Origin of the sequence: Leptotrichia wadei, assembly GCF_007990445.1 — a bacterium.
GTDB lineage: Bacteria > Fusobacteriota > Fusobacteriia > Fusobacteriales > Leptotrichiaceae > Leptotrichia > Leptotrichia wadei_A.
This window is the reverse complement of the sequence record NZ_AP019841.1, coordinates 338,045-359,871: the sequence shown is the minus strand read 5'-3', so window position 1 is coordinate 359,871 and position 21,827 is coordinate 338,045. Positions and strand designations below refer to the sequence as shown.

The following is a 21,827-nucleotide window of genomic DNA, read 5'->3' as shown; positions in this document are numbered from 1 at the left end:
ATAGATGTGTATACATACAAAATAAGTTTAAAATTAAACTCTAAGATTTTAAGATTATGAATATCTGATTTTAAGTTTGATTTGCCTATTTCTAGGTCAGTTTAGTTTTAAATAAATCTCATTAACAAGTAAATCTAACATTTTATTAGAAAGGGAAATAATGGAAAAACAATATTTTGAAAGTTTTGATAATAAAAAAATACCTTATTTATTTTTTAAGTCAAAAAGAGAAAAATATAAAAATAATATTGTAATCTTTCATGGAATGACTGAGCCTGTTGGAAGATATGCTGAATTTGGGGAGTTTTTGGCTTCTAACGGGTATAATGTGTTTGTTATGGAAATTCGTGGGCATGGAGAACTGAAGGATGAAGAGATTGGAGATTTTGGAAAAAATGGAATAAAGGCTGTTTTTAAAGATATTGGCATCTTTTTGGACAAAATTGGATCAAATCCTGATAATACTACGATTTTTGGACATAGCATGGGGTCTTTGATTGGAATGCGATGGGGAATTGAAAATAGTTACAAATATTTTATTTTGTCGGGTTTTCCATTGAAAAAACAGATGGAAGCTGCAGGGGGAAGTTTTGCAACTATTCTGGAAAGAGTTATTTTCAGGAAATTTTCTGCATTTAATAAAATTTTCAGGAAATGGAATGTGGCTTTTGAGCCGAATAAAACTAAATTTGACTGGCTGACTCGAGATGAAAATGAAAGTAAAAAATACGAAGAAAGTGAACTTTGCGGTTATCCTGTCACACCAAAGTTTTTTTCTGGAATTTTTTCCACAATGGGATTTATTAACAGAAATTATAAAAAATTAGATGATTCTGCAAAAATATTGGCTGTTTACGGAACTGATGACAAGGCGATTGACACTTATCATATAAATAAGATTTTCAGTAATTTGAGAAAGAAAAAAAGAAGAATTAATGTTCTTGAAAACAGGGATGGGCGGCATGAATCCCTAAATGAAATAAACAAATACGAGATTTATGATGAAATATTGAAATGGCTGAATGTAAATTTCTGATTTATTAAATATTATTTATTTTTTTTGCAAAACTAAAAAATAAAGCCAAATTAGGTAAAAAATATAGTAAAAATGTAAAAAAATAAATATTTATAGTAAAAATTTCAAAAAATTTCAAAAAATAATAAATTTTTATTGAAAAATATGATATAATTAAGAAAGTTAATTTTAATAGGAGGAAAAATGGGTGTATTTGATTTTGTAAAAATATTTAGAGTAAATAAAAGTATTTCGATAGATTTAGGAACTGCAAATATATTGATTTACGATAAGCAAAGAAAAAAAATAGTATTAAACGAGCCATCTGTTGTTGCACGTGATAGAAAAACAGGAAGATTAATTGCAGTTGGAAAAGAAGCTAGAGAAATGCTTGGGAAGACTCCTGACAGTATTCAAGCTATTAAACCTTTGCAAGATGGAGTTATCGCAGATATTGACTCAACAAAGGAAATGATTACATACTTTATTCACAAAATTTATGGAAATTCGCTGTTCAAGCCTGAAGTAATGATTTGTGTGCCGATTGAAGTAACAAGTGTTGAAAGAAAAGCATTGTTTGATGCAGTAAAGGGCGCTAAAAAGACATACATTATTGAAGAAGGAAGAGCCGCTATTATTGGTTCAGGAGTGGATATTTCACAACCTGAAGGAAGCATGGTAATTGATATAGGTGGAGGTTCTACTGATATTGCAATTCTTTCGCTAGATGAAATTATTGCAAGTAAATCAATTAGAATTGCTGGAAACAGATTTGATGAAGATATTGTAAGATATGTAAAAAGAAAATATAATTTATTAATTGGAGATAGAACTGCTGAAAAAATAAAAAAAGAATTAGGTTCAGCATTAAAAGTTCAATCGCCTGAAGTTATGGAAATAAAAGGTAGAGATTTGGAAACTGGAATTCCTAATACTGTGGAAGTCAATGCAAATGAAATTTACGAAGCAATCGAAGATTCTCTATTCCAAATTGTAAACTCTACAAAAGAAGTTCTTGAAAAATGTCCGCCTGAATTGGCAGCAGATATTTTGGATAACGGAATTGTAATGACTGGTGGAGGTTCTCTAATCAGAAACTTTATTGACATGATGGAAAAAGAAGTTGGAATCAAAGTATTCTTGTCTCCAAATCCATTGGATTCAGTAGTTTTAGGTGGAGGAGCCGCATTTGACAACAAGAAACTGTTAAGAACTCTTCAAATGAAAGAAAATTAATATTTGTTGTTAATTTTAAAAAAGAAAAAAAGAAAATGAGAAAAAATGGAATTACAGAAAATAACTGAAAAATTTAAAAATGAGGCAAATCAGGATAAAGTGAGCGCAAGTTATCTCTTTTACGGCGATAAGAGAGTTGACTTGCTTTCTTATGCACTAATGTTTTCAAAAATGATTATGACAAAAAATATCCAAAATGATGCTGAAAAAGAAAAAATAGAACGGCTTATCGACATTTCTCAGCATCCTGACATTGAAATAATAAATAAAAACAATGAAAACATAAAAATTGATGAAGTGCGGGAAATCATCTATTCTTCAATAGAATCCTCATTTAATTCACCAAAAAAAATATTTATTCTGTGCGGAATTGAAAATTTGAGAAAAGAATCTTCAAATGCGCTTTTAAAAATTTTGGAAGAACCTCCAAAAAACGTATATTTTATACTTTTATCACGAACATTAAATATAATTCCTACAATAAAATCCCGTACAATTAAATTCCATCTCTCTGGAATGAATAACGAGGAACTGGGAGTTAGCAAGGAAATTTACTATTTCTTTGATGGAAATGAAAATGATATTCTGGAATTTAAAAGGCAAAATCTTTCGCTTGATGACATTAAATTCCAAATTAACACAGTTGAAGATATTTTGCAAATTGTTACGGAAATGAAAAATTATGTGAGCGGGGAATTTGCTGTTAAAAATAGTTTGGATTTGACAATAAAATATAATAAAAGCATTGAACTGATAGCACGGCGGATACGTTTTTGGGAGCTTGAAAATGTTTATTTTTTTATAAATGAAATTGAAAATGAACTAAAGAAAGAAAAGGAATTTTTGATAGGTTTTCTTTCTAAAATTATTATAAATGCAAAAAATTCTGTGGAAACGGAAGATTTGAAAAATCTGATAAATTTAAAAAATAGCATTAGGAATAATGTAAATATAAAAAGTGTACTTTTTAATTTTTTTGATATTTTGCAAAATTTTTAAAAAAAAATACTAATGAAAGATAAAATGGGAAATAAACTGTATTGTTAGAATATCTCCCATTTTTTATAATAGACTTGTTCGAAAACTGTATTTATTTAAAATTTAATAAAATAAACATTCTGAAGCAAGGGGTCTTAATCCCTTGTTAAATAAAAAAATTAGGTTAGCAAACAGATCTAATATTTAAATAGTGAAAATCAGTTAAAAGAATTTTTAAAAAGATAAATTTAAAATAAAAAAATAAGAGCATTCAATTATTAGAAAAGAACGCTCTTTTTTATTATTTATTTAGAAGCATGCAAAGGATCGGCTTTTCTAACTTTATCGCCATGAATTTGCTTTAATATCAAAAAGGCATTTTTAACATCTTCTGGAATATCAATGTGAGCTATATAGCCAGCTCCTTTAGGACCATATCCATCTTCATCATTTGTAAGCCTTGGAATTTCACCCATTAACAAAGTTATATATCTATCAATATCCCACATTCCAAATATGTCGTTTTCAAAACATAATTTTTTATCTTTAACACTGACTTTAGCTGAATAGGTTGCAAAATTAATGATTTTTATATTTTCTGAAAGGTATTTTTTTAAAGTTACTTCCATTCGTAGCTGCATTGTTGCATCTTGGGAAATTATTATGTTTTTAAAAGTTATATTTTTTTCTTTTAGTAATTTTAGTAAGTTTGTAATGTTGTTTCCACAGTTTGTGGAATGAATTTCGAGCAAATCAGGCTGTAAATTATACTTGTATTTTAAATAATTTCTAAAAATTTCAGCTTCAGAAATTTCTAATAAAATGGACTTTTTATCAGAATCTGGATATAATTTATAAAACTGTTCTTCTAATGAAACTGTCGTATGTCCTCTTCCTCCAACAATAACATATTTTTTAGCAACATCATTTTTCATAGCATTTGCCAAAACATCCCCACCAGCCAAAATAGAACCGCCAAAAAGCACCATCACATCCGCTTTTTCAACTCCATATTTTTTCATCAGTTCAAAAGTTGTTAATTCATCAATATCTCTCTTTCCACAAAAATTCCCTAACACATTAATACAATTTGCAATTTCATATTTACTAATTTTCTTATCCATTACAATTTTGCCCTTTCTTTTCTACTTTTAAACCAAATTAATTAAACTATTATAAAGTTATTTGGTAATTCTTCTTCGTTTACATTTTCAGAATTATTACATATTATTGCGTCAAAGTCGGACGTGTTGACAAATGTGTAAAAACCTCGTATTGACAATTTTGAGTCGTCTAGCAGCAAATATTTTTTTACAGCCAGCCCCATTGCTTTTTCCTTTATAAGCATTGTTTCCATCTCAGTTGTATAAACAACCTGTCTTTCAATATCCAGTCCTGCACAGCCTAAAATCGCATAATCAAAATTGAAATTTGACAAATTATTTAAGGCAATTGATCCAACAGACATATCATACTCCTCTATATATTTTCCACCTATCACAAACAATTCAGAATCGCTGTCATTAAAGGCTTTGACAACAAGCATACTGTTTGTTACGATTTTTACGTTTTTTCCCTTCAGATATTTTACTATGGGAACTACTGTAGTTCCGCCGTCAAGAAAAATACAGTCGCCATTTTTTATAAATGATGCCACTTTTTTGCACACTTCATCTTTTTTTTCATAATTTTCTGTGCGATCTTTCATATCCTTTTCATCCTGATTGGACATAACCGTTTTTTGATTTATGCTTTTTGCACCGCCGTGGACTCTAATAATTTTCCCCTGTTTTTCCAGAAATTCTGTATCCCTACGAATAGTAGTTTCCGTAACATTCAAAATCTGAGCCAGCTCTTTTGTATTTGCAATACCCTTTTCATTTACTATTTGTACAATTTTTTCAAATCTTTCGCTTGCAAGCATTTAATTTTTCACACTCCTAATTTTTCTTTTTTGTATTTAATTTTATGAAAATTAATGTTTAAATTATATTTTTTATCTTATTTTTTTAATATAACATAATTTTTTTCAAAAATCAAACAAAAAATTAAATAAAAGGATATTTTTTTATTACGCATAATTAGCAGTATACAATGGCATTTCATTCTTTTCAAATAATATTTTAGTTTTTATTTTTTCTCTTTTAAACATTTCTGAAATTTCTTTCACTGTATCAACTCCTTTTATATTTTCAATAACTGGAGAAATGTAATTTGCTCCTGCTCGTGCTGCAAGTAATGCCTGTGCTGAATAAGAGATTGATGTTATATTTACTTTTATTCCTTCCCCCGAAAGTATTTTACATGCCTTTAAGCCTTGAATAGACATTGGTATTTCAACTATTTTGTCTGAATTAATGTTTGCTAATTTTCGTCCTTTTTTTACCATTTTTTCCCAAGTATCATTAGTTTTTATATTTTTTCCGATTAATTGATTTACAAAGAATTTCATAATTTTATCCTCCATTTTTATATTTGTATTTATATGTTTGTTTTTTATCAAATAATATTAATATTCGCCTGTACTATTATCATTTTCACCCTTCAAATTCAAAACAACTGGAACAGATTTATAACCAATCCCCATTCTATCTATTCCCATATCTATCAATTCAAGGAAATGCTCTCTTGTCCGTATTGCACCACTTCCTTTTACTTTACATTTATTTCCAACTTCTTCTTGCATTATTTTTATAACTTTAGGAATCGCCCCTTTATTTTCGTATCCAGTCAAAAAACCTGTACTCGTCTTTACAAAATCAGCTCCCGCTTCAATACAGCATTTGCAAGTTTTTCTAATTTGCTCCTCATTTAAGGCATCCGTTTCAAAAATAATTTTTATTTCCTTGTCAAACTTGTGTGCCGCTTTAACACATGCTTTTATATCTTTCATAACTTCCTCATATTTTCCACTTCTTATTAGCCCAAAATTTGCAACTATGTCGATTTCCTTAACCGTATAATATTTCGCAACTGCCTCAATTTGCTTAACTCGTGATTCAGTAGAACTTGTTCCAAATGGAAAATCCGTTACAGGACACAACATTGTATTGCTTCCTTTTACATATGGCTCGCATAATTCAATATACGCTGGATTAATACAAATCGTAGCACACTCCAATTTCACCCCATCTTTTGTCAATTCAACAATTTCTTTTTCTGTAAATTCAGGCTTTAAAACTGAATAATCAATATATGCCGCTAATTCCTTTAAATTCATTTCATTTGCTTTTTTAGTCAATTTTTTCATAATATTTTCCGATAACACTTTCCAATTTTGTTTTATTATGTGTGTTATCTTTCCTCCCAGAAACATAATAACACAATACCGAACATTTGTCAACAATATTTTTTCGTTTTTGTTTGAATTTTTATAAAAATAGTAAATATTAACAATAAAAAGAATAAAAAACGTAAATTTTAGTACATTTTACAAAAAAATCGGAACAATCTTTAAAGATTCATCCCGACTTATTAATTTAATTTTTGTTATTTACTAATTTTTTTAACTTTTCTTTTGCTCCACAAATTGATAAAATTAACTATTCCCAGTTTATATTGAAAATATATTTTATATAATTTCCAGCATTTTCTGAAAGTTCCTCATCACTTATATTATCAGTATCAAAAAGAAAATAATGAGAAATTAGATTTGCCTTGACATATTCAACAGTTGCTTTAAAATGTATCAAAATTTCATCCATTGAAAATTTCACAGAGCCAGTTTTTGAATAGTCACTTTCAAATCCTCCAATAGAAATTGCAACTCCTATATTTTTTCCTTTTAGGTTATATTCATTTCCATAGGCCCAATTATATGAAAGTACATCATCAAGCCATTTTTTCAATAAAGGAGTGTATGTGTACCAGTAAAGCGGAAATTGAATAATTATGTTATCATGGGATAATAATAATTCGTGCTCTCTTTCAATATCAATATCCCAATTTGGGTAATTTTTGTAAAGTTCATTTACTGTAATTTTGTCAGGATATTTTTCCAGTTCTTCCTTCCATCTTTTGTTAATTCTCGAATTTTCCATATCTGGATGTGCTAAAATAACTAAAGTTTTCATAATTTAATCATCCTCTCTTTTTTAGAGCTCTACATTTTAATTTTTTTATTTCACAAGAAGTCAAAATTCCTTACTTCATAACATTTATTTTATTAAATTCCAGGTTTGTATGATTATCAAACAGATCTCTATCTTAAATAGCAATTTTAAAAATTATTTTTTTCTGAAAACATAAAATAAAATTCATAATTTATATCTGTCATTTTTCCATCTGTAATTTCTTCATAAATATTTTGCAATGAAATCTTATAATTTATATCCCCTGCTGTTCCAACATATTCAAAGTCTTTTGGCAAAACCTTATATTCTTCATCAGAACCTACTGAATTTTCAAGTTTGAGAGTCTTTAATTTTGCCAACACCTGTTTTATTAGATCTTCACAATTAAATTTAGCTAACTCTTTCCCGTTCTTGTCACTTACTGTAATTATTTTGTTTAAAATGGCAACTTTATATTCACTAGATTTATATGTCAGGTCTGTAGATTCTCCCCATTTTTTTTGATAATGGATAACATTGTCATAACCTTTTGCATCTAAAATATCTGAAGCATTTTCTTCTGTCTTTAAGTCATAGTTTACTGCTTTTCTATTATCGTAACTTTCACCATCTTCACCATCTTCTTCACCATAATAATTTCTCCAAGAATCCTTAATTCCCAAATCTCTTTCCAAATCATCTGAAATTTCATAAACTTTTCCGCTGGAATTTTTCAACCCAAGACTTTTAACCGATGATTTTCCCCTAGAATAAATATAGTCAATTACTGTATAAATCTGATTTCCTTGTCTATTAGTCAAATTTTGGGTAATTTTGGAAATTTTCCCATTTTTTAAAGCCCCATATTTTACAAGCATTCTTTTTAATCTCTGGCTTTGACTGTAAACACTCACTCTTTCAGCGTTAAATGGAGTATAAACAGCAATTACAAGGCACAAAATCAGGCTTATTAGAATCTTTGCAACTTTTGAGTTTCTTATGAATGAAATCATGCAGAAAAATAGCCAGAATATTAAAAGCAGCACATAATATCGGTTTTCTGTAATTCCATATTGATAAATTCTTTGAAAAATTGCAAGTAATGAAGCAAATATCAAAGGTATTGAAAAATACGGAAAATATTTTTTAAAATTACCTAGAAATTTATCACTTTTAATAAGTGGAGTTATTAGAATAATGATAAACAGGCTAAATGCCGTATACCAAAGCACAAGGTGGGAAATTAAGCCTTTTGGCAATTTCATAGATATAATTACATTTATAAAATAAATATACAAAATTCCTGTATAAATAGTAATTAGCGGAACAATTACAAATTTTACAAGCATTTTTAAAATATAAGGAAAATCATAACTTTCCAAATCATCGTCTGGCTTTTTTAGCAATGACAAAAATAAGGAAATCCCCAAAACATCAAATACAAATACCCACGAATACAAATAAAATCTTAAAATAAACCATCCAAACATATCAAATCCAAATAATGCGGCAACTGTAGTCAAAATTATCACAATTCCAATCCAAAGCACTGTTGCAAAAATACACGATACAACAAAATTCACAAACACAGATTGCAGATATTTTTCTTTATTTCCCTTTTTTAAAATTGGAATCAATAAAAAGAGTAATATTGAAATTGGAAACAGCATCCAAAATCCAATTTTATAATTATACACAATAAAACAAACAAAATAAAATATTGCAATAATGACAACAGTCAAAACTGTATAAATGCTTCTAAAAGACCATTTTTTCTTCTCCCCAAAATACTCTTCCCTGACAACTTCAAACATCGCAGTCATAAAAATCCCAAGTATACAGCAGTTCCTTACTTCTTCCAAAATAGCAACAGAAAATCGTTTAACATCTAAATCTTCAATTTCTGTAATCAAAACTACCAAAATAAAACTTATTAAAGCAAAAATAATCGTTACTCGAAACCTTTCAAATCCTCCCTTGAAATATTCAAATAACTTTTTAGTTTTTTCCATAAATTTTCCCATAGATAATCACCTCTTATCATATATTTTAATTCTCTTAATTTTATGATACCACATATTATTTAAAAACAAATGAGAAACTTGATTTATTTTTTAGTTTTCACCTTAAAGGAACTTATTAATAAAAAAATTTATAAAAGTGATTTAATAATTTTAAGAATAATAAAATAAATTTTTATTTTCATCTATCAAATAATAAATCAATGTGATATAATTTATCATAAAATACAAGTTTCATTATTTAAGTGGCAGATTTTGAAAAAATCATTAAATAATATAATCAAAAGGGGGATTATTATGAAAATAAAATATGTCATCATTTTTGTAATGCTGTTAATTGCGGGGAATTTTTTAAGACTTTTAATTGAGGATAAAAATACTCCTGAAATTGAAATTAATAGGGAAAAAAATTATAAAAAGGATAAGGCTAAGAAAGATACTGATTTGACAAAAAGCAATGTGAAATTTGATATTAACAGTATTGAGTATAAAGATTTGCTAAAACTGGGGATTAATAAGAATAAGGCTGAAAAATTTGTGAAATATCGGGATGAAGTTGGGGTTATTAAAGATGTTAATGAAGTAAAGAATATTTCTGGATTTGGAAAGTCAGGGCTGGAAATTGCTCAGAAATTTTTGTTTGTAGACAATGAAAAGATACAAAATTCTAAACAGAATTATGGACATGAAATAACGAAATATAATATTAATAAATTAAATGAGAAGGAATTAAAAAAAATAGGATTTACAAATAAGGAAATAAAAAAATTGATTCCTGAAATTGAGAAAAATAATATAAGATCAAATGTAGAATTGGAAAAGATTATCGGGAAAGAACGTTATGCAGAAATTGAAGATAAAATAAAATTTATAGAATAAAAAATAATATCATTTTATTTATTAGAATTGTTTTGAAATCATGCGCAATTTGGAATTTAATAAAATAAATATTCTGAAAAAAAATTAAGTTATTGAACAGATCTATTTGATAATATAGCTTAATTCCTTCTTAAATCAAAACTTTTGTTTATTAAAAATCTTTTATAAAATCTGCCACTTAGAGAATTTTACTCGTATTATTCTATAAAATAATTAGAAATTTTAAATTGCATGTTTCTAAAAATTAAATGATAACAGTTTATGATAATCAAGGGAATGAAAACCTTTGTAAAAAAGCAGTAAAAAGAAAGGAGTTTGATTATTTTTTTAAAAATAAAATAAAAAAATGAGTTTATTATCAGATATTGCAGTGCCAATTGCAAAGTTGGTAAATATGAAAAAATATAAGGAAAAGGATTTTTTAAATCCGAGAAGAGATACAGATTTTTTGAATAAAAACAATTTTGACAAGTCACTTACCACTGATGAGCAGTTTATTGATGAATATCAAATTTTAACAGTTTCTAGTCAAGAAAGTTGTAACAGACATGTTATTTTCTTGCATGGCGGGGCTTATGTCATGCGTGCTGTTCGAGGGCATAAAAATATTATTGAAAAATTAGTGAAAAAGTATCATTTGAAAGTTACATTTATTGACTATCCGCTTGCTCCTGAAAATACTGTGGAAAAGGCACATAAAGTTGTAATGGAGGCTTATAGAAAAGTAACAAAAAAATATAAAAATGATGAGTTTTATTTATTTGGAGATTCTTCTGGCGGGGGACTGGCACTTGCATTTTTGCAAAGGCTAAAGGAAGAAAAACAGCTGCCTTTTCCAAAAAAAACGGTATTAATGTCGCCTTGGGCTGATGTTTCAATGACAAATGAGGAAATAGAAGAGTTTGCAGAAAAAGATCCACTTTTGCCTTTAAATGGGCTGATTATAACTGGAAAGCAGTTTGCTGGGGAACTGGATGTGAAAGATCCGCTGATTTCGCCAATTTATGGAAATATGGATAATCTTGGGGAAATATTTCTCATTTTTGGAACAAATGAAATTTTGTATCCTGATTGCTTAAAATTAAGCGATATGCTGGAAATTGCAGTTGGAACAAGCGTAGAAATAAAAATTGGGGAAAATTTGTGTCATGACTGGATTTTAGCGCCTCTTAAAGAATCGGATGAAACTATTGATGAGATTGGGAAATTTTTTCTGAAATAATCAAGGCTGTTTATACAAATTTTCTATATTTATAGGATTTTATGATAAAATAGAAAATTTTTTACTTAATTAAACATTCTGCCAAATTAATATTCATTATTTAAATGGAAAGTAATAGGCTTGTTTGGAAACTGTATGTATTTTAGAATTTAATAAAGAAGCACCTTGTAAAATAAAAAATTAAGTTATTGAACAGATCCGATATTAAAATTATCAAAGAAGAATAAAAGAAGGAATTTTAACTATGTCTGAAAAAATTAAAAAAAAGAATGATAAAAATAAAATTAATGAAAGAATTGACTGGAAAAAGCATGAGGAAATTCTTGAGATTTACAAAAAAATAAAAGCAGGGATTGAAAAGGCTATAAAAGGTTATAAAAAGGCTTGGAAAGGCACAGAAAAGGAAGTTTTTGCAGAAATGGCATTTTGTATTTTGACACCTCAGTCGAAGGCTAAGAATGCTTGGCTAGCTATTACAAATTTAGTGGAAAACGGGCTGCTGTATAATGGAAAGGCAGAAGAAATGGTTGAATTTTTAAATATTGTCAGATTTAAAAATAATAAGTCCAGATATTTGGTGGAATTGCGAAAATTAATGACAAGGAACGGAGAATTACAGCCAAAGAAGATTTTGTCCGAAATTGGAGATACTTTTGAAAAAAGAAAATGGATTTTGAAAAATGTTAAGGGAATGGGATTAAAGGAGGCAAATCACGTACTGCGAAATCTTGGATTTGGAGAAAATATTGCAATTTTGGATAGGCATATTCTAAGAAATCTAAAGGCCCTTAATGTAATTGAGGAAATTCCCAAGTCGATAACTGAAAAAAAATATTATGAAATAGAAGAAAAAATGAGAGAATATTCAGATTTTTCAAAAATAAAAATGGATGAACTAGATTTGGTTTTATGGTATAAGGAAGCTGGAGAGATTTTTAAATAATTCCCAAAGTTACGTAGTGTTTTTTTCAAAAAAATATGGTAAAATATTATAGAGAGTTCATTATAAATATTGAATATATAACTAAAAATCCAATTCTTTATTTTAAAATCAGATCAATATTAAAAACAGCGAAAGGAGAGCGATTACTATGACCTCTAACTTAAAACAATTAAAAGAAGATATTAAAAAGCATAACTTTGCTAAAAGTTCAATTATCCTCGGATTAGCAGCATTGCTAGTAAGCTGTGGCGGAGGTGGCGGAGGAGGTGGCGGAGCCGGAAATTCAGGCGGAACTTCAGCTGCAACTCCAACACCTGCTAATCCAGCACCAGTAACAACAAAGCCTACTGTAACAACAGCAACTTCCGAAATAGGATGGAATTCTTCCACTGTTTCCTATGACAAAAACAACCCGCATAACAATTCAAATACAACACTTACAGGCAATGATGTAAAAATTGGAATCATTGATGTTGGATTTGAAAACTCATCATTTAATTCTGATCTTACAGAAAAATTTGGAAGCCGTTTAACAAAACTTACAGTCTCAGGATTTACATCAGAAGCTACTGCAAGTGATGATCATGGAATTGTTGTTGCTGATCTTGCGGCAGGATCTTCAAATGGAATTGCAAAAGGTGCCAGTGTCTATGTAATTGATGCAGCAAAAAGAAATACCGACAAGAATGCCACTTATCCAAGCGTAAAACTGGAAATGTATCAAAAATTAAGAGATAACGGCGTAACTATTTATAACCAGTCATTCGGAATTGACGGAGAAGTGACTGACTTTAATGCTGACAATACTTCAAGCCATTATTACGGATTTCAAATTGGAAGCTCTATGCTTGATTTTTATAGAAATGAAGTAAATAACGGCTCATTATTTGTATGGTCTGCCGGAAATGATTCTTCTGACAAGCAGCCTACACTTGAAGGAGGATTGCCACATTTTGAAAGCGGACTTCAAAAAGGATGGATAAATGTAGTTGCATTGACTTCAAAAGATGAATCTAAACTGGGAGATACAAGCTGGAGCAATTTAACTCCTCTATCACCTGCAGGAGTTGCTAAAAACTGGACTGTAACTGCTGTTGGAGACCAGATATTTACAATAAAAGGACAAAATTATATTGGTGGAGGTTCTTCCTTTGCAGCGCCAATTGTAACTGGAACAGCAGCTTTAATTAAGCAAAAGTATCCTTGGATGGATGCTGATTTAATTAGACAGACAATTTTATCAACTGCAACAGATATAGGAACTCCTGGTGTTGATGATGTTTATGGATGGGGACTTTTAAATATCGACAAGGCATTAAAAGGGCCTGCCTTATTTAGCAAGCAGCTTGCGCTTGCAGATAATGTAACCATTAATATTCCAAGCGGAAGTTATATTTTCTCAAATGACATTTCAGGAGATGCAGGGGTAATTAAAAACGGTTCTGGAGATTTAATCTTATCTGGAAATTCTACATTTACAGGGCCTACAACGGTAAATGGCGGAAGATTGCAAGTAAACGGCGTTTATTCTTCTTCAATTAACGTAAAAAAACAAGCCATTCTTTCTACAAATAATGCTGTAATTAAAAATGATGTTATAAATAACGGTACTGTAGAAAATACTGGTTCTACTGAAGTTGCTGGAAATTATTCATCATTGGAAAACTCTAGAGTTGTGACAGATTTAAATTCTAATATACATGTAAAAGGGAAAGTTAGCCTGAACAACTCAAAACTTGAAGTAAAACCTGAAGAAAATGGAGAAAGAAAATATATAACATCTAATGGAACTGCACAAGATGTCATTACATCAGATGACAAGATTGAAGGAAACTTTAATAGCGTAAATACTGATGAAATGTTAAATGCTAAATTAAATCAGACTGAAAATTCTGTTTCTGCAAAAGTAAGCAGAAAAAACATACTGGATTATGTGGAAAAAATTTCAGAATCTGATGAAATGCAAAAAAATACTGCACAAAATCTGGAAACTGCCTTTCAAAAATTAGATCAGGATATTGAAAATGGAACAGCTGGAAATGTTGCACAGTTTGAAAGAAAAGCCGCTAAATTGCAAGCCCTTACTTCTTCAAACAGAGCAGCTGTTTTGGACAGTTTGTCTGGACAAATTTATGCTTCGGCACAAGCATTGACATTCCAGCATTCGCAAACTGTAAACAAGGATTTGTCTAACAGATTGGTTATGCTGGGAACTCTTGACAATGTTGGAGACAAATTTGGATTGTGGATTACTGGATTAGGCGCTAACGGTAAATTAAAACAAGATGGATATGGAAAGGGAGATACTAAAGTATACGGTGGACAAGTCGGAATTGATAAGCAATTTGGAGAAAACTTGATTTTAGGTACTGCTTTATCCTATTCAAAAGCTGATGTTAAATTTGACAGATATGGCGGAAAATCTGATGCTAACAACTTTGGAATTTCATTGTATGGAAGATTAGGAAATAAAGATGTTCCTGTTTATCTGCAAGGACGTCTGGGAGTCGGATTTATTGACAGTGATGTTGAAAGAGACATTATTTTAAGCAGCAACGACTATACTAGAGCTAAAATTAATCATAATGACAAGGTTTATTCTGGATATTTAGAAACAGGATACGATGTTAAAAATGCTAACGGAGACTTTGTCGTGACACCGTTTGTGGGATTAACTCACGATACAGTTGTAAGAGGATCATTCTCTGAAGAAAAAAGCCAATTTGGATTGACTGCTGATAAGAAGAATTATAATCAGACAGCCGCATTAGTTGGGCTTAGAGCTGGAAAAGCTGTAAACTGGAAAGGTGGAAGCAAGACTACATTCCAAGGTTACGTAACACATCAAAGAGCCTTTAATAAGCAGGATTTAAGTTTTGATGCAAGATATACTGGACTTCCAGGAGCAACATTCAAGGTAAAAGGTATTGGACTTGCTAAGAACAAGACTTGGGCTGGAGTTGGAGCATTAACAGAAGTAAATAAAGACTTTGGATGGTATGTAAATTATGATGGTTCTGTTGACGGCGGAAAAGGTAAAGGAAACAATAATGTGTTTACAACAGGAGTCAGATTTAATTTTTAATCTAAATTTTAGATTTGTTGACTTTTTAAATAACAAGTGTTATAATACTATAAAATAATAAAACTGGAGGTTTTTTTTATGAAACAGAATACATTAATTAGCAACATTGTAAAAATTGAAGCAAAAGAAAAGGAAACTTTTAAAAACATTCTTTTAGTGCTGGGCGGAGTGGCATTTTTATCAATAATGTCTCAAGTTTTAATTCCGCTTCCTTACACTCCTGTACCAATTTCACTTGGAACATTTGGAGTAACACTAATGGCACTATTATACGGAAGAAAATTGGGAACTGCAACTATACTTTCCTATGTTGCGGCAGGTAGCTTAGGCGCTCCAATTTTTGCTGGAGGTAAAGCTGGTTCATTATTCTCACCAACTGGCGGATATATTTTAGGATATATTGCAGCTACAATAATTTTAGGATATTTAGCAGATAGAGGTGTTACAAAGTCTTATGTTAAAACAATTCTTTCACTAATACTTTCAAGTGCCATTATTTTAACATTAGGTTCATTAGTATTGTCATTATTTGTACCTGGAAAAAACGCGTTTATGATTGGTGTATTGCCTTTCCTTCCTGGAGATGCATTAAAATCAACTACTGTAACACTTTTACTTCCGACATTGTGGAAATTTATTCCAAAAAATGACAAATAAATATCTAATAGAAAGAATTAATTTATTATACATCTATCTAAAAAGAAATTGCCTGAAAAAGTAAAACAAATTGTATATAAAATACTGAATATGAACTTTACTGTGATTCTCACTCAATTTGTAATTGTTTCAGCTATACAGCCATTAGCTTATGTATTACTGGACTTTGGATTTACTGGATTATTTCATATATTATAGGAACAGTAAAATTTTTGAAAAATGAAGATTATTCATATAAATTTTCAGCAAATATTTTGAAACCATAAAAATTGATATATTAATTATCGTATAAATTCCCGTTTTAAAAAAAATTTTTTAAACGGGAGTTTTTTTGTAACATAAGTTACAGTATTATTTGAAAAAATATTATAGAATATAAGTGGAGAGAAATCAACAGTTTTATACTATTTCCTATTCTTATTTTAGGATTTTAGTATAAAATTGATTTATTATTTGCTTTTTTGGAAAATATCATTATAACTTTTGATTTAAAATGCATTTTATAATAGTCAGATAAAAGATCTGATGTTATTAGATGCATTTTTTATTTTATCTCAATTTTATTATTTTAATGTTAAAAATATTCATATTAAAAAAATATCTTGACAACCAAAGTATATAATGTTAATATATTATTGTTATTAGGTCTTCCTAATTTTAAAATTAGGTTTAGCTAAACCTGAAAGGAGTTGAGATGAGCAGAAGTATAGAAGACTATTTAAAGGGAATATATACTTTGAAAAAAAAGAAGGAATATTCCAATAAAAAACTTGCAGAATATTTAAATATCTCTCCAGCTTCAGTTAGTGAAATGATAAAAAAGTTGGCAAACGATGATTATTTAACTATCGACAAAAAAACAGTAAAACTTACTGAAAAAGGGAACAGCTTTGCACTTGACATTATACGTAAACATAGGGTTTGGGAAGTTTTTTTGTTTGAAAAGCTGGGATATGAAAAGAAAGAAGTGCATAAAGAAGCAGAAATTTTGGAACATGTAACTAGCAATAAACTTCTTCAAAAGCTGGAAAAATTCCTGTTTTATCCTAAGGAATGTCCGCACGGAAGCCCGATTTTCTATGATTTGGAAAACTTAGATGAGGAAAATATTATAAAATTATCTGAAGCTGAGGAAGATGATGAAATTGTTATATTAAGTGTGGAAGATAATATAGAATTATATGATTATCTAAGGGATTTAGATATAAATTTAAAGGAAAAATATATTGTAGAAAGAAAAGATCCGTTTAATGGACCGATATATTTGAAAAGTGAGCAAAATAATGGAAAAATAGTGGCTTTTAATGCAGCAGATATGATTGAGGTTTATAAAAAAAATAAAGATTTGGAGGAGACAGATAATGAGTAAAAACAACGTATTAACAAAATTAAACTTAGTAATCGCAGTATGTGTAGCAATGATGCTACTAATATCTTGTGGAAAAGGTGGAGCTTCATCAGGAAAAAAAATAAAAGTTACGACAACAACGACAATGCTTACTGACCTTGTAAAAACAATTGGTGGAGATAAAGTCGAAGTTACAGGACTTATGGGAGAAGGAGTAGATCCGCATTTGTATAGTGCTAGTGCAGGAGATATTGAAAAACTTGGAAATGCAGACATTATAGTGTATGGTGGATTACATCTGGAAGGTAAAATGACAGAAATTTTTGAAAAATTAACTTCTCAAAACAAAAATATACTAAATGTTGGGGACAAACTAGATAAAAGTAAAATTCATTTAGTTGACCAAAATACTCCTGATCCGCATGTATGGTTCAATACAGAATTATGGGAAAAAGAAGCTGAGGCAGTCGAAGCTGAATTAAGTAAATTTGATCCTAAAAATAGTGACTACTACAAAGAAAACTTGAAAAAATATAAAGCTGAACTAAATGAACTTACAACTTATGTAAAAACAAGAATAAGTGAAATTCCTGAAAAAAGCAGAGTTCTTGTAACAGCTCACGATGCATTTAACTACTTTGGAGAACAATTTGGACTAGAAGTAAAAGCAATACAAGGTGTTTCTACAGATTCTGAAACTGGTACAAAAAATATAAGCGACTTAGCCAATTTCATTGTTCAAAGAAATATAAAAGCAATATTTGTAGAATCTTCTGTTCCGAAAAAAAGTATAGAAGCATTGCAGGAAGCTGTAAAAGCTAGAGGAAAAGAAGTTAAAATAGGTGGAGAATTGTATTCAGATTCGCTAGGAGATAAAGCACATAACTCTGAAACTTATATTAAAACAGTTAAAGCAAACGCCGATACCATTGTAAATGCTTTAAAATAAAAATTAAACTCGCTTTTCTCAGACCATAATTTTTATTTTCAAAAAATGCTTAGACAAGCGGGGATGCAAGGGTATGGCGATTGATACCCTTGCAATAATTAAAAAAATAACATAAAAAATTAAAGGAAAATATTTATTAATAACAATTTATTTTATAAAAATACAAAATGATTATTAAAAATTAAGACAAAATGAGACATTAAATAAAAAATAAATTTGCAGAAATAGAACAGTTTTACAATTTAGGAGAAGGAGGAAAGATGAATCAAAATGTTTCTGATGATATTATTATAAGGGTTGAGGATTTAACGGTAGCTTATGAAGATAAGCCTGTTTTGTGGGATGTTGAGCTTGACATTAAAAAGGGAGTCCTTATGGCTATAGTGGGACCAAATGGGGCTGGGAAATCTACTTTAATTAAAGCAATGCTTGATTTACTAAAGCCTGTTACTGGAGAAGTAAGATTTTATAATGAAAAATATAGCAAAGTGCGGGATAAGATAGCTTATGTACCACAAAGAGGAAGTGTTGACTGGGATTTTCCCACTACTGTATTTGATGTTGTGGAAATGGGGCGTTATGGAAAAGTCGGGTGGTTAAAGAAAGTTAGAAAAATTGATAAAGAAAAAACGAAAGAAGCGATTCACAAAGTTGAAATGGATGAATTTTCAGATAGGCAAATAAGCCAGTTGTCTGGTGGTCAGCAGCAAAGAGTGTTTTTGGCACGGGCATTAGTGCAGGATGCTGAAATATATTTTATGGATGAGCCGTTTCAAGGTGTCGACAGTAAAACGGAAAAATCTATTGTAAATATTTTAAAAAAATTGCGAGATGAGAAAAAAACTGTAATTGTTGTTCATCATGATTTGCAGACAGTAAAGGATTATTTTGATTATGTGACATTTATAAATGTGTCTGTTATAGCTTCTGGACCTGTGGAAGAAATTTTTACTCCTGAAAATATTGAAAAAACATATAAGAGTAAAAAAGCAACTCAAAATAATGAAAATCTGTCTGAAATTGAAAAGGAGCGATAAAATGAATATATTAAATCTTCTTATAACAGATCATACATTCAGAACAGTTGCACTTGGTTGTCTATTGCTTGGAATGGTTTCAGGAATACTTGGATGTTTTGCCGTTTTACGAAAGCAAAGTTTATTGGGAGATGCAGTTTCTCATGCTTCACTTCCCGGAGTTTGCTTAGCTTTTTTATTTACAAACGTGAAAAATACAGAAGTTTTGCTGCTTGGTGCCTTAATAACAGGAATTGTATGTATTGGTTTAATCCAATTAATTCAAAATTATACAAAAATAAAATTTGATAGTGCTTTAGCATTGATTTTATCAGTATTTTTTGGGTTAGGGTTAGTTTTACTTTCTTATTTGAATAAATTGCCGGGTGCAAATAAATCGGGATTAAATAAATTTATTTTTGGGCAAGCATCGACATTTATTAAAAGAGATGTAAATATTATCTTCATTACAGGGATTATTCTTTTAATTATAATTATTCTTTTCTGGAAGGAATTTAAAATTGTTTCGTTTGACTCTGATTTTGCTAAAACATTGGGATTTCCAAGCAAGAAAATCGAAATATTAATTTCCATATTGATTGTAACAACCGTAATAATTGGTATTCAAGCGGCAGGAGTAATTTTAATAAGTGCGATGCTTATTTCTCCAGCAGTTGCAGCACGGCAATGGACAGACAAACTTTCGATTATGGTAATTTTGGCGGCATTTTTTGGAGGAATATCAGGTCTGCTTGGAACTTTGATTAGTATAAGTGAAAGTAATTTGCCTACCGGGCCTGTTATTGTCATAATTATAAGTATAATTGTAATTATTAGTATTCTTTTTTCAAATAAAAGAGGGATTGTATTTAAAATTATAAGAAATCAGAAAAGAAAAAAAGAATTTAAGAAAAAACTTGAAAATAAAAAATCTGAATTAAATAGTTTAAAAATGAATAATTTGGAAAGGGGGAAATAAATTATGAATTTTTCATTGGAAATACAATTAATTGCGATAATGGTGGCAAGTGCCTGCTCGATTTTAGGAACATTTCTGGTTTTAAAAAGTATGGCAATGGTTTCGGATGCGATTACGCACACTATCTTACTTGGAATTGTAGTTGCATTTTTTGCAGTTCATGACTTAAATTCTCCCTTGTTAATCGTTGGTGCGGGAATAGTTGGAGTTTTAACCGTTTACCTTGTGGAACTTCTTAATTCAACAAGACTTGTCAAGGAAGATTCTGCAATTGGAGTGGTTTTTCCGCTGTTATTCAGTATTGCGGTAATTTTAATTTCAAGATATGCTGGAAATGTACATTTGGATGTTGATTCAGTATTACTGGGAGAACTGGCATTTGCACCATTTAATCGGATACAGATATTTGGATTTAGCATTGCTAAAGGATTAGTTGCAACTTTTATCGTATTTTTAATAAATTTATCTTTTGTTGTTATTTTTTTCAAGGAATTAAAAATTTCGGTATTTGACAAGGCTCTTGCAATAACGCTTGGAATGAAGCCGATATTAATTCACTATATGCTGATGTCGCTTGTATCAATGACAGCAGTATCCTCATTTGAGGCAGTAGGTTCAATACTGGTGGTTGCATTTATGATTGGGCCTCCAATTACAGCGTATTTATTAACAGATAAGCTAAAAGTAATGATAGGATTAAGCCTCGTTCTGGGAGCTGTAGCAAGTATCATTGGATTTCATTTTGCAAGATTTTTTGATATTTCAATAGCGGGAAGTATCGCAGTAATAATAGGAGTAATTTTTCTTTTAACATTAATTTTTTCTCCTAAAAAAGGTCTAATTTTTACAATTAATCGTAAAAGAAGCCAAAAAATGATTTTTTCAGTTAGAATTCTTTTAATCCATTTGTCTAACCATGCTAATACTAAACATGAAAAAGATGAATGTGGAACTGAAACGATTGATAACCATCTTCGTTGGAATAAAAGCTTTTTAGATAAAGTTATTGAAAAGGCAAAAAAGGAAAAATATATTTATGTGGATAATGATGTTTTCAAGGTTTCTGAAAAAGGAGAAAAATATTTACTAAATATCTAATATTATATCCATTCAAACAGAAAATTTATTATAAATTCTTATTTAACAAAGGGACAAAATCTCTTATTACTAAATTTCTATTTTTTTAATTAATAAATCTAAAATAAATCAACTATTATGGATTGTTTTTTATAAATTATATGAAACAATCCTTTTTATATTACTTTTCTCCAATACAAGGCTCCATTCGTTTAAAATTTTTCTAATTTACTTTGTCTACCTCTAAAATATATCGAATACTAACTTAGTTAGAAGAACAAAAAACTGTATTTTATTTATTTTATAATAAGAAATCTAAATTTTTTATTTAAAAAATTCATACAAAATCTAACATTTAAATAAGAAATAT

General features: G+C 29.4%; 19 protein-coding genes. 13 read left to right on the top strand and 6 right to left on the bottom strand.

The genetic code is table 11. The features are described from left to right. The first annotated feature begins 160 nt into the window (after window positions 1-160). The 3 genes from FVE74_RS01910 to FVE74_RS01900 all read left to right on the top strand — a co-directional run bounded on the left by FVE74_RS01910 (window position 161) and on the right by FVE74_RS01900 (window position 3,250). A complete protein-coding gene (locus FVE74_RS01910; RefSeq protein ID WP_147002953.1) occupies window positions 161-1,036 on the top strand; it encodes an alpha/beta fold hydrolase in 876 nt (291 codons plus the stop codon). A gap of 183 nt (window positions 1,037-1,219) precedes the next feature. Continuing rightward, window positions 1,220-2,251 (top strand): rod shape-determining protein, encoded by a 1,032-nt coding sequence (locus FVE74_RS01905; protein WP_147002952.1) that lies wholly within the window; start codon window positions 1,220-1,222, stop codon window positions 2,249-2,251. Window positions 2,252-2,296: 45 nt separating this feature from the next. Continuing rightward, window positions 2,297-3,250: an ATPase gene (locus tag FVE74_RS01900; RefSeq protein ID WP_147002951.1), complete on the top strand. Its 954-nt coding sequence runs from the start codon at window positions 2,297-2,299 to the stop codon at window positions 3,248-3,250. A 284-nt stretch (window positions 3,251-3,534) separates the two neighbouring features. Here the strand turns inward: FVE74_RS01900 and FVE74_RS01895 are convergent, their stop codons facing one another. From FVE74_RS01895 to FVE74_RS01870, 6 genes are all read right to left on the bottom strand, one after another. After that, window positions 3,535-4,353, bottom strand: a complete 819-nt coding sequence (locus tag FVE74_RS01895; protein WP_147002950.1) for a YdcF family protein — start codon at window positions 4,351-4,353, stop codon at window positions 3,535-3,537. 41 nt (window positions 4,354-4,394) lie between these two features. Next, on the bottom strand, window positions 4,395-5,153 hold the full coding sequence (locus tag FVE74_RS01890; RefSeq protein ID WP_147002949.1) for a DeoR/GlpR family DNA-binding transcription regulator: 759 nt from the start codon (window positions 5,151-5,153) through the stop codon (window positions 4,395-4,397). A gap of 147 nt (window positions 5,154-5,300) precedes the next feature. Further along, entirely contained in the window at window positions 5,301-5,681 is a 381-nt protein-coding gene (locus FVE74_RS01885) for a transaldolase family protein (RefSeq protein ID WP_172617427.1), read from the bottom strand. Between the two features lie 57 nt (window positions 5,682-5,738). Further along, a complete protein-coding gene (deoC, locus tag FVE74_RS01880) occupies window positions 5,739-6,479 on the bottom strand; it encodes a deoxyribose-phosphate aldolase (protein WP_147002947.1) in 741 nt (246 codons plus the stop codon). A gap of 292 nt (window positions 6,480-6,771) precedes the next feature. Next, the gene (locus FVE74_RS01875) at window positions 6,772-7,302 is read right to left on the bottom strand and encodes an NAD(P)H-dependent oxidoreductase (RefSeq protein WP_147002946.1); all 531 of its coding nucleotides are present in this window, start codon (window positions 7,300-7,302) and stop codon (window positions 6,772-6,774) included. Between the two features lie 146 nt (window positions 7,303-7,448). Continuing rightward, window positions 7,449-9,305 carry a DUF4153 domain-containing protein gene (locus FVE74_RS01870; protein WP_147002945.1) on the bottom strand — a complete coding sequence of 619 codons (1,857 nt, stop codon included), beginning with the start codon at window positions 9,303-9,305 and terminating at the stop codon, window positions 7,449-7,451. Window positions 9,306-9,599: 294 nt separating this feature from the next. On the opposite strand from FVE74_RS01870, the gene FVE74_RS01865 reads away from it, so the two are divergent. From FVE74_RS01865 to FVE74_RS01820, 10 genes are all read left to right on the top strand, one after another. Then, window positions 9,600-10,181: a helix-hairpin-helix domain-containing protein gene (locus FVE74_RS01865; protein WP_147002944.1), complete on the top strand. Its 582-nt coding sequence runs from the start codon at window positions 9,600-9,602 to the stop codon at window positions 10,179-10,181. 346 nt (window positions 10,182-10,527) lie between these two features. Continuing rightward, a complete protein-coding gene (locus FVE74_RS01860) occupies window positions 10,528-11,403 on the top strand; it encodes an alpha/beta hydrolase fold domain-containing protein (protein WP_147002943.1) in 876 nt (291 codons plus the stop codon). Window positions 11,404-11,647: 244 nt separating this feature from the next. Beyond that, window positions 11,648-12,346 (top strand): N-glycosylase/DNA lyase, encoded by a 699-nt coding sequence (locus tag FVE74_RS01855; RefSeq protein WP_147002942.1) that lies wholly within the window; start codon window positions 11,648-11,650, stop codon window positions 12,344-12,346. A 148-nt stretch (window positions 12,347-12,494) separates the two neighbouring features. After that, on the top strand, window positions 12,495-15,431 hold the full coding sequence (locus FVE74_RS01850) for an autotransporter outer membrane beta-barrel domain-containing protein (protein ID WP_147002941.1): 2,937 nt from the start codon (window positions 12,495-12,497) through the stop codon (window positions 15,429-15,431). A gap of 78 nt (window positions 15,432-15,509) precedes the next feature. Next, complete coding sequence (locus tag FVE74_RS01845) at window positions 15,510-16,088, top strand: biotin transporter BioY (RefSeq protein WP_147002940.1); 579 nt, start codon at window positions 15,510-15,512, stop codon at window positions 16,086-16,088. Window positions 16,089-16,782: 694 nt separating this feature from the next. Beyond that, window positions 16,783-17,457, top strand: coding sequence for a metal-dependent transcriptional regulator (locus FVE74_RS01840; RefSeq protein ID WP_146961721.1), 675 nt, complete (start codon window positions 16,783-16,785; stop codon window positions 17,455-17,457). Next, window positions 17,450-18,385 (top strand): metal ABC transporter solute-binding protein, Zn/Mn family, encoded by a 936-nt coding sequence (locus FVE74_RS01835; protein ID WP_018450443.1) that lies wholly within the window; start codon window positions 17,450-17,452, stop codon window positions 18,383-18,385. The genes FVE74_RS01840 and FVE74_RS01835 overlap by 8 nt, the downstream gene beginning before the upstream one ends. A gap of 260 nt (window positions 18,386-18,645) precedes the next feature. After that, complete coding sequence (locus FVE74_RS01830) at window positions 18,646-19,422, top strand: metal ABC transporter ATP-binding protein (protein ID WP_060917827.1); 777 nt, start codon at window positions 18,646-18,648, stop codon at window positions 19,420-19,422. A gap of 1 nt (window position 19,423) precedes the next feature. Further along, window positions 19,424-20,380 carry a metal ABC transporter permease gene (locus FVE74_RS01825; protein WP_018450445.1) on the top strand — a complete coding sequence of 319 codons (957 nt, stop codon included), beginning with the start codon at window positions 19,424-19,426 and terminating at the stop codon, window positions 20,378-20,380. A gap of 3 nt (window positions 20,381-20,383) precedes the next feature. After that, on the top strand, window positions 20,384-21,478 hold the full coding sequence (locus FVE74_RS01820; RefSeq protein ID WP_018450446.1) for a metal ABC transporter permease: 1,095 nt from the start codon (window positions 20,384-20,386) through the stop codon (window positions 21,476-21,478). The last annotated feature ends 349 nt before the right edge of the window (window positions 21,479-21,827 follow it).

Bases quoted from the DNA above. Each gene is read 5' to 3' on its own strand.
- FVE74_RS01910 (WP_147002953.1), top strand. From the start codon at position 161: ATGGAAAAACAATATTTTGAAAGTTTTGATAATAAAAAAATACCTTAT.
- FVE74_RS01905 (WP_147002952.1), top strand. From the start codon at position 1,220: ATGGGTGTATTTGATTTTGTAAAAATATTTAGAGTAAATAAAAGTATT.
- FVE74_RS01900 (WP_147002951.1), top strand. From the start codon at position 2,297: ATGGAATTACAGAAAATAACTGAAAAATTTAAAAATGAGGCAAATCAG.
- FVE74_RS01895 (WP_147002950.1), bottom strand. From the start codon at position 4,353: ATGGATAAGAAAATTAGTAAATATGAAATTGCAAATTGTATTAATGTG.
- FVE74_RS01890 (WP_147002949.1), bottom strand. From the start codon at position 5,153: ATGCTTGCAAGCGAAAGATTTGAAAAAATTGTACAAATAGTAAATGAA.
- FVE74_RS01885 (WP_172617427.1), bottom strand. From the start codon at position 5,681: ATGAAATTCTTTGTAAATCAATTAATCGGAAAAAATATAAAAACTAAT.
- deoC (WP_147002947.1), bottom strand. From the start codon at position 6,479: ATGAAAAAATTGACTAAAAAAGCAAATGAAATGAATTTAAAGGAATTA.
- FVE74_RS01875 (WP_147002946.1), bottom strand. From the start codon at position 7,302: ATGAAAACTTTAGTTATTTTAGCACATCCAGATATGGAAAATTCGAGA.
- FVE74_RS01870 (WP_147002945.1), bottom strand. From the start codon at position 9,305: ATGGGAAAATTTATGGAAAAAACTAAAAAGTTATTTGAATATTTCAAG.
- FVE74_RS01865 (WP_147002944.1), top strand. From the start codon at position 9,600: ATGAAAATAAAATATGTCATCATTTTTGTAATGCTGTTAATTGCGGGG.
- FVE74_RS01860 (WP_147002943.1), top strand. From the start codon at position 10,528: ATGAGTTTATTATCAGATATTGCAGTGCCAATTGCAAAGTTGGTAAAT.
- FVE74_RS01855 (WP_147002942.1), top strand. From the start codon at position 11,648: ATGTCTGAAAAAATTAAAAAAAAGAATGATAAAAATAAAATTAATGAA.
- FVE74_RS01850 (WP_147002941.1), top strand. From the start codon at position 12,495: ATGACCTCTAACTTAAAACAATTAAAAGAAGATATTAAAAAGCATAAC.
- FVE74_RS01845 (WP_147002940.1), top strand. From the start codon at position 15,510: ATGAAACAGAATACATTAATTAGCAACATTGTAAAAATTGAAGCAAAA.
- FVE74_RS01840 (WP_146961721.1), top strand. From the start codon at position 16,783: ATGAGCAGAAGTATAGAAGACTATTTAAAGGGAATATATACTTTGAAA.
- FVE74_RS01835 (WP_018450443.1), top strand. From the start codon at position 17,450: ATGAGTAAAAACAACGTATTAACAAAATTAAACTTAGTAATCGCAGTA.
- FVE74_RS01830 (WP_060917827.1), top strand. From the start codon at position 18,646: ATGAATCAAAATGTTTCTGATGATATTATTATAAGGGTTGAGGATTTA.
- FVE74_RS01825 (WP_018450445.1), top strand. From the start codon at position 19,424: ATGAATATATTAAATCTTCTTATAACAGATCATACATTCAGAACAGTT.
- FVE74_RS01820 (WP_018450446.1), top strand. From the start codon at position 20,384: ATGAATTTTTCATTGGAAATACAATTAATTGCGATAATGGTGGCAAGT.